Source organism: Dokdonella sp. (assembly GCF_035703485.1).
Taxonomy (GTDB): Bacteria; Pseudomonadota; Gammaproteobacteria; order Xanthomonadales; family Rhodanobacteraceae; genus Dokdonella.
Genome location: NZ_DASSYD010000020.1, coordinates 1 through 6,780, shown reverse-complemented (window position 1 = coordinate 6,780; position 6,780 = coordinate 1). Strand labels below are relative to the sequence as shown.

The 6,780-nt window shown below is 58.8% G+C and carries 8 protein-coding genes and 1 pseudogene; 1 reads left to right on the top strand and 8 read right to left on the bottom strand.

Going from position 1 to position 6,780, the window contains the following annotated elements:
• Positions 1–92: 92 nt before the first annotated feature.
• The 3 genes from VFN25_RS01770 to rpoZ all read right to left on the bottom strand — a co-directional run bounded on the left by VFN25_RS01770 (position 93) and on the right by rpoZ (position 3,087).
• The gene (locus tag VFN25_RS01770) at positions 93–479 is read right to left on the bottom strand and encodes a RidA family protein (RefSeq protein ID WP_325138181.1); all 387 of its coding nucleotides are present in this window, start codon (positions 477–479) and stop codon (positions 93–95) included.
• An 11-nt stretch (positions 480–490) separates the two neighbouring features.
• Positions 491–2,608, bottom strand: coding sequence for a bifunctional (p)ppGpp synthetase/guanosine-3',5'-bis(diphosphate) 3'-pyrophosphohydrolase (locus VFN25_RS01765; RefSeq protein WP_325138179.1), 2,118 nt, complete (start codon positions 2,606–2,608; stop codon positions 491–493).
• Positions 2,609–2,793: 185 nt separating this feature from the next.
• Positions 2,794–3,087: a DNA-directed RNA polymerase subunit omega gene (rpoZ, locus tag VFN25_RS01760; protein ID WP_325138177.1), complete on the bottom strand. Its 294-nt coding sequence runs from the start codon at positions 3,085–3,087 to the stop codon at positions 2,794–2,796.
• Between the two features lie 358 nt (positions 3,088–3,445).
• Between rpoZ and VFN25_RS01755 the strand changes: the two genes are divergently transcribed.
• Positions 3,446–4,288, top strand: coding sequence for a VacJ family lipoprotein (locus VFN25_RS01755; RefSeq protein WP_325138175.1), 843 nt, complete (start codon positions 3,446–3,448; stop codon positions 4,286–4,288).
• A gap of 89 nt (positions 4,289–4,377) precedes the next feature.
• Here the strand turns inward: VFN25_RS01755 and VFN25_RS01750 are convergent, their stop codons facing one another.
• The 5 genes and pseudogenes from VFN25_RS01750 to VFN25_RS01730 all read right to left on the bottom strand — a co-directional run.
• A complete protein-coding gene (locus VFN25_RS01750; protein WP_325138173.1) occupies positions 4,378–4,719 on the bottom strand; it encodes an STAS domain-containing protein in 342 nt (113 codons plus the stop codon).
• A complete protein-coding gene (locus VFN25_RS01745; protein ID WP_325138171.1) occupies positions 4,716–5,357 on the bottom strand; it encodes an ABC transporter substrate-binding protein in 642 nt (213 codons plus the stop codon). Before VFN25_RS01745 ends, VFN25_RS01750 begins: the two co-directional genes overlap by 4 nt.
• Positions 5,358–5,374: 17 nt before the next feature.
• Positions 5,375–5,896, bottom strand: a complete 522-nt coding sequence (gene mlaD, locus VFN25_RS01740; RefSeq protein WP_325138169.1) for an outer membrane lipid asymmetry maintenance protein MlaD — start codon at positions 5,894–5,896, stop codon at positions 5,375–5,377.
• A 13-nt stretch (positions 5,897–5,909) separates the two neighbouring features.
• Positions 5,910–6,677, bottom strand: a complete 768-nt coding sequence (mlaE, locus tag VFN25_RS01735) for a lipid asymmetry maintenance ABC transporter permease subunit MlaE (protein WP_325138167.1) — start codon at positions 6,675–6,677, stop codon at positions 5,910–5,912.
• Positions 6,674–6,780 (bottom strand): annotated as a pseudogene (locus VFN25_RS01730) (ABC transporter ATP-binding protein); the annotation flags it as partial. The pseudogene VFN25_RS01730 and the gene mlaE, both read right to left, overlap by 4 nt.

Sequence of the window (6,780 nt, the reverse complement as noted above, 5' to 3'; positions counted from 1 at the left end):
AATCCGTATTCGCGGTCTTGGGGGCGGGCGGCATCCGTGAAGAATACCGATCCGAACTGTCCACGCCTATGCAGGTGCCGCACCGCGATCACTCAGTCGATCACGGCAACCAGATCAATTTCGACGTGTGCGGCTTTCGGCAAGGCAGCAACGCCGATGGTTGATCGTGCCGGGTACGGCTCGCTGAAGTACTTCTTCATCACTTCATTGACGGCAGCGAAGTTGCCGAGATCGGTCAGATAGATGCCGACCCGGGCGACATCCTTGAAATCCAGGCCCGCGGCCGTCAGCACCGCCTTGAGATTCTCGAAGACCTGGGTCGCCTGCGCCGAAATATTTCCCTCAACCAGCTCGCCGGTTTTCGGATCGATGGGTGTCTGCCCGGAAAAATAAAACGTGTTGCCAACCTGGACGGCCTGCGAATACGGGCCAATGGCCTTGGGTGCATGGTCGGAATGGATGATGCGGCGCTCGGGCATGATGGAAATCCTCAGACGGGATGACGATAAATGGCGTTGACCACCGCCAGGCGGCGAACACCGCGCATGACGTCGGCCAGATGTTTGCGACTGGCAACCTCAATGGTAAACAGCAAGGCCGCGCTCATCAGATCGCGCTCCTTGTACTCGACATTCTCGATATTCGAATCGGCCTGGGCAACCGCTGCGGCAACCTGAGCCAGCACACCGGGCTTGTTGGCGACGATAATGCGCAACTCGACGCGATAGTCGCCGCTCACACTGGTATCCCAACCGATCTCCATGCAGCGCTCGGGAGATTTGCGCAACTCGGGCATGTTCGGACATTCCTGTCGGTGCACGACAACGCCCTTGCCGGCTGACAGATAGCCCATGATGTCGTCGCCGGGTACCGGGTGGCAGCAATTGCCGAAACTCAGCACACCGCGTTCGGCGCCGGTGATCAGGATCTTCTCGACCGAGTGCGGATCGACCAGGGAGCCCTCATCCTGCAGCTCCAACAACGAACGGGCGACTTGATCCGCCGTGCGATTGCCAAGCGCGATATCGGCGAGCAGATCCTCCAGGGCACGCAACTTGTTGTCTTCCAGATACTGGGCCAATTGCTCGGCCGGCAGCACCTCCAACGACGCGCCGAGCATGTCCATGGCGCGATCCAGCATGCGATGACCGAGCTCGATCGCATCTTCATGCTGCAAATGCTTGAGGAAGTGACGAATCGCGGTACGCGCCTTGGCACTGACTACCCATTCCAGCCATTGCGTGCTCGGTACTGCGGACGGCGCGGTAATGATCTCCACAGACTGGCCGCTGCTCAGGCGCGTGCGCAAGGGCGCGAGCTTCTTGTCGACCCGTGCGGCCACGGCGTGACTGCCGACATCGGTATGCACCGCGTAGGCGAAATCCAGCGCAGTCGCATTGCGCGGCAGGGCGAGTATCTTGCCGCGTGGCGTGAACAGATAAACCTCGTCAGGAAACAAATCGATTTTGACGCTTTCGATGAATTCGAGCGAAGAATGCGTGGAATCCTGCTCATCGACGAGGCTGGAAACCCATTCGCGAGCACGATTTTGTGCACTGTTGGCCGGTGCCGAATCGGTTTTGTAGGCCCAATGCGCCGCAACGCCGCGATCGGCGACTGCGTCCATATCCTCGGTTCGGATCTGGATCTCGATCGGCGCGCCAAACGAACCAAACAAAACCGTATGCAATGACTGATATCCGTTCGCTTTCGGAATCGCGATGAAATCGCGAAAACGAGCATCCATCGGTTTGTACAGCGAGTGCACCGCACCGAGCGCGTGGTAACAATCCATGACGCTGTCGACGACAACCCGGAACCCATACACGTCCATCACCTGGGCGAACGACTTGTTCTCGTTGCGCATCTTTCGATAGATGCTGTAGGGCGACTTGATGCGACTGACGGTACGATGCGCCAGGCCTTCCGCATCGAGACGCGCATCCAGTGCGGCCTCAATCTTGCCCATGGCCTCACGGCGATTGCCGAGCGCAGTCCGGATGCGCGCGGATATGACCCGGTGTCGATCCGGATACATGGCTTTGAATCCCAGATCCTGCAACTCGGCCTTGAACCGGTTCATGCCAAGACGCTGCGCAATCGGTGCGTAGATTTCCAGGGTTTCCAGGGCAATCCGGCGACGCGAAGCCGGCTCCATCGAGCCCAGGGTGCGCATGTTGTGCAGGCGGTCAGCCAGCTTGATCAGGATCACCCGGAGATCCCGCGCCATCGCCAGCAGCATCTTGCGAAAGCTTTCCGCTGCGGCTTCCTGGCGACTCTTGAACTGAAGCTTGTCGAGCTTGGTCACGCCATCGACGAGTTCGCTGACGGTTGCTCCGAACTCCGCACTCAGTTGTTCCGCGCTGAGCTCGGTATCTTCAAGGGTGTCGTGGAGGATCGCCGCGATAATGGTCTCGGCATCGAGTCGAAGATCAGCAAGTATGCTGGCGACTGCCACAGGGTGGGTGATGTAGGGCTCACCGCTTTTGCGCTTCTGGCCGCGATGCGCATGCGCGCCGAGCTCGTAGGCACGACGCACTCTGGCAACCACGTCGGCAGCCAGGTACTCGGCAAGCTTGTCTTCGAGGGCAAGCACATAGGCGGGCATGTCGTCTTGCCCGGTGCCCCGCTTAACTTTTGACCCTCGCGAGTTGACCGCAGTCACCGTTGTCACCTCGTCTTTCGCGTCGGGTCAGATCATTGGCAGTTTGTCGGAATTCAATCAGGCGGGCCTGCGAATCGCCTCTGGCGGCAAAATCAGATTGACCGCCAGCACAGGCTTCGGAACGTTAGTTACAGATCGTCGCCAGCTTTGGCAAGGTCTTCGTCGACCTCGGCGGCAGCCCATTCCAGCGCTTCGCGCTCAGCCCGCTCACGCGTCTGCCTGTCGATTTCGTCAATCATTTTCTGATCAACCTTGCGTGCGGCAATCTCGCGCAGCGAAATCACGGTCGGCTTGTCGTTCAGGCCATCCACCATCGGATCCGCCCCCTTGGCCAATTGACGCGCGCGCTTGGTCGCCATCAACACGAGTTCGAATCGGTTGTCCACGACCGAAAGACAATCTTCTACGGTAATACGCGCCATCTTGTTCAAGCCTCTTGGGAATTCGATACAGCACCGGTTTGGCGGCTATTGTAGCGGCGCATAATTGTGCAGTGCAAACAAAGCCGGCTTCAGGGCATTGCACCCGCGTACGATCTGCGCCAAATCGTCTGGCGATTTGTCGTGCTTTGCCAGTGGGTGCGAGAATTCGGCTGTGCGAGGACAGATTCACGACGATTTGCAGACCCATGGCAACACTGCGGGTCAAAAAGCGGCGAAAATAGGGATAACACTGACGGATTCGCAGCCCAGCCGGGTAGAATCCGCGCTAGTCTGCGTTCGGCGAACTCGCATGTGCCGCAATGAAACGTCCGCTTGGCCCCCGACAAGCATGGTCAGAATGATTCTGAAATTGACACAAGCCATTGATCTTAATGCTCTGCGCAAGGGATTGCTGGCGGCTGCCCTGCTTGCGCTGGCGGGCTGCACGATCGCCAAACCTCGCACCGATGACCCCTGGGAAAAGTTCAACCGCAAGGTCTATCACTTCAACGTCAAGGTCGATAACGCGGTAATTCGACCGACTGCCGTGGTCTATCGCAAGATCACGACGCCCAACATGCGCCGCGTGATCAGCAACTTCTTTGCCAACATCCGCATGCCGATCACAATCGCCAATGATGCGCTGCAAGGTGAAATCAAGGATGCCTTGAAAAGTACCGGTCGCTTCGTGATCAACACCACGGTCGGTTTCCTTGGCTTTTTCGACCCCGCCAGCAAGTTGCATCTGCCTCAACAGGAATCCGATTTCGCCGTCACTCTGGCGAAATGGGGCGTCAACGAAGGCCCCTATCTGGTTCTGCCTTTTCTAGGCTCGACTAGCGCTCGTGATGTCTGGCGCATGCCGGTCGATGGGCGACTGTTCGACCCGATGGGTTACTACTCGCGCACCCACGATTACGAACTCGGCCGTGAATACTGGCCGAGCATGCTGTTTCTGGTCACCTTGCGTGCTCGCGGCATCGATGCAGAGAACATCGTCAATGGCGCCTATGATCCTTACATTTTCTATCGCGACGCCTACCGCCAGCGTCGGCTCTACCTGATCTATGACGGCGAACCGCCATTCGAGGCGATTCAGCAACTTCAGGGAGTTCAGCTCGACGACATCGACGCCTTGCTTGAAGAGCAGCAGGATTACGAAAAAGCGCAGCGAGACGCCGAAAAGAAAGATCCGCACTAGCAGCGATTCAGACCTTGATTGTCCGGCTTGCATGGAATCACTGGACGAGACCGCTTGGCGATCTCGCTATCCGGAGCCTCCAATGCCGGTTAAGGCAATTGTGGCTGTTGGGCGTGATCAGTGTTGTCTGCGGCAAATCCCAACAGCAATTCGGCGTCACCCAGATGAGCGATCGCACGCAGCCGCGGTGAGGCGCCGCTGAAGGTCAGCTCGCCGCCTGATTTGCGCGCGCGCACAGCCCAAGCCAGCAACACGGCAAGAGTGATGCTGTCGGCGCTTTGCAATGCGGAAATATCGGCTTGCGCTCGCTGGCCTTGCGCAAACAAATCGGTTCCGCGCGAGAGTGCCGCCGCGGCATTGTCGACGTTGATGCGTCCGCTGATCCGGCCCTCGCCGGATGCATCTTTGTCGATGTTCAGTGGCTGACTCACGCGCCGCCCTTCTTCTCCAGCACCTCCAGGGCTTTCGCACCCTGGGTTTCGAGTCGCTCAATCAGCGAATCGAGGCTGCTGGCCTTGATCTCGGCGGCGACCTGATTGCGGTAGTTGGTGATGTAGGAGATGCCTTCGATGATCACGTCGTAGGCTTTCCACTCACCACTGGAGGTTTTGCGGAACGCATAGTCGACGGCGACCTTCTTGCCATCGTCGAGGATGACCTCGGTGCGCACGATCGTGCGCTTGTCATTGAGCGTGCCGGAAAACGGCAGCACGTTGACGTTGCCGCGGGTGTAGTTGAGCAGGCCTTCTGCATAGCGGTGGGCGATCGAGTTGTAGAACGCCTTGGCAAATCGCGATCGTTGCTCCGGCGTTGCAGCCCGCGCGTTGCGCCCGAGCACGAGCAGGGAGGCGTATTCGATATCAAAATGCGGCAACAGGATGTCGTCGATTTCATCGATCAACTTCTCATGATCATTCTTGAGTTCATCGCGATGCGCGCCGATCTTGGCGGCCAGATCGTCGGCGATTTTCTGCACCACTTTTTCCGGCGAAAGCGAGGCGGCCTGTACGGACGCCGCCAGAAACAATCCTGCGGCCAGCGCGAAACTCCAACTCATGAAACGCTGCATGTTTGTATCTCCCGGGGCTATTTCGAGGGTGAGTCGGTGTCGTCGTCGGTCGGTTTGTCGTTGTTGTCCGGCGATTTCGAAGAATCGCCGCTAACGAGGAACTTGCCGATCAAGTCTTCGATTTGCATGGAAGACTGGGTCAGTATGAACTCGTCGCCTTGCTTGAAGGCAACCGGCGAGCCACCCGGCTGGACGCCAACGTACTGATCACCGAGTAAACCGCTGGTGAATATCGCCGCGCCCGAATCATCGGGAATGTCGTCGAATCGCGAATCGATTCCGATAGTGACCAGGGCTTCGAGGGTTTTCGGATCGAGTTCGATCGACTGCACGGAACCGATGCGCACGCCGGCCAGCTTGACCGGCGCTCGCGCCTTGAGCTGGCCGATATTGCTGAACCGGGCTTTCAGCGCGTAGCTGTCGCCCTCGGTGTAGTTGGCAATTGAAGTCGTCTGCGTCGCCAGATAGGCCAGCGCGGCGAAACCGAGCAGGATGAACAGGCCGGTGCCGACCTGGAAGGAACGTCTGGGCTGGGTCATGAGTGTTGTCCGGTCACATCAGGAAAGCGGTCATTACGAAATCGAGAGCAAGCACGACAATCGACGAGGCGACGACCGTGCGCGTTGTCGCATAGGCAACGCCTTCGCTGGTCGGCGGCGTGGTGTAGCCCTGAAAGGTGGCAATCAACGCGATCACGGCGCCAAAGGCAGTGCTTTTCCAGACGCCGTTGATCAGGTCATTCCAGACATCGACGTTCGAGGTCATGTTGCCCCAGAAAGTGCCGTTATCGAGGCCGAGCCAGCTTACCCCGACGGCATGTGCGCCGAGAATGCCAAGCGCGTTGAAGACGCAAACCAGTAGCGGCATGGCAACAATGGCGGCGATGAAACGCGGTGCGACCACATAGGACAGTGGATCGACCGCCATCATTTCCATCGCCGAAAGCTGATCGGTGGCACGCATCAGGCCGATTTCGGCGGTCATCGAGGTTCCGGCGCGGCCGGCGAACAGCAACGCGGTGACAACCGGGCCCAGTTCACGAAACAGCGATAGCGCAACGACCGTTCCGAGCGCGGCAGTCCCGCCAAACTTGGCCAGCGTGTAATAAAGCTGCAGCGACAGGACCATGCCGACGAACAAGCCACAGGTCATGATGATGACAAGGCTCATGGCGCCGACAAACCAGATCTGACGCAGGGTTTCCCGGTAATGGCGCAAGCTCTTAGGGATCGCGGCCAGGATCGCGAACAGGAACAGACCGGCCGCACCGACCTGGGCGAGCGCGTCGCCGATCATCGAGGGTCTGCGTGAATCGTTCATGGCGCACCTGCCGGAAAGCCGAGATCGCTGGCGTAGTCATTCGCCGGATACTGGAACGGCACCGGGCCATCGGCCTCGCTACCGAAGAATTGCCGCGTCCACG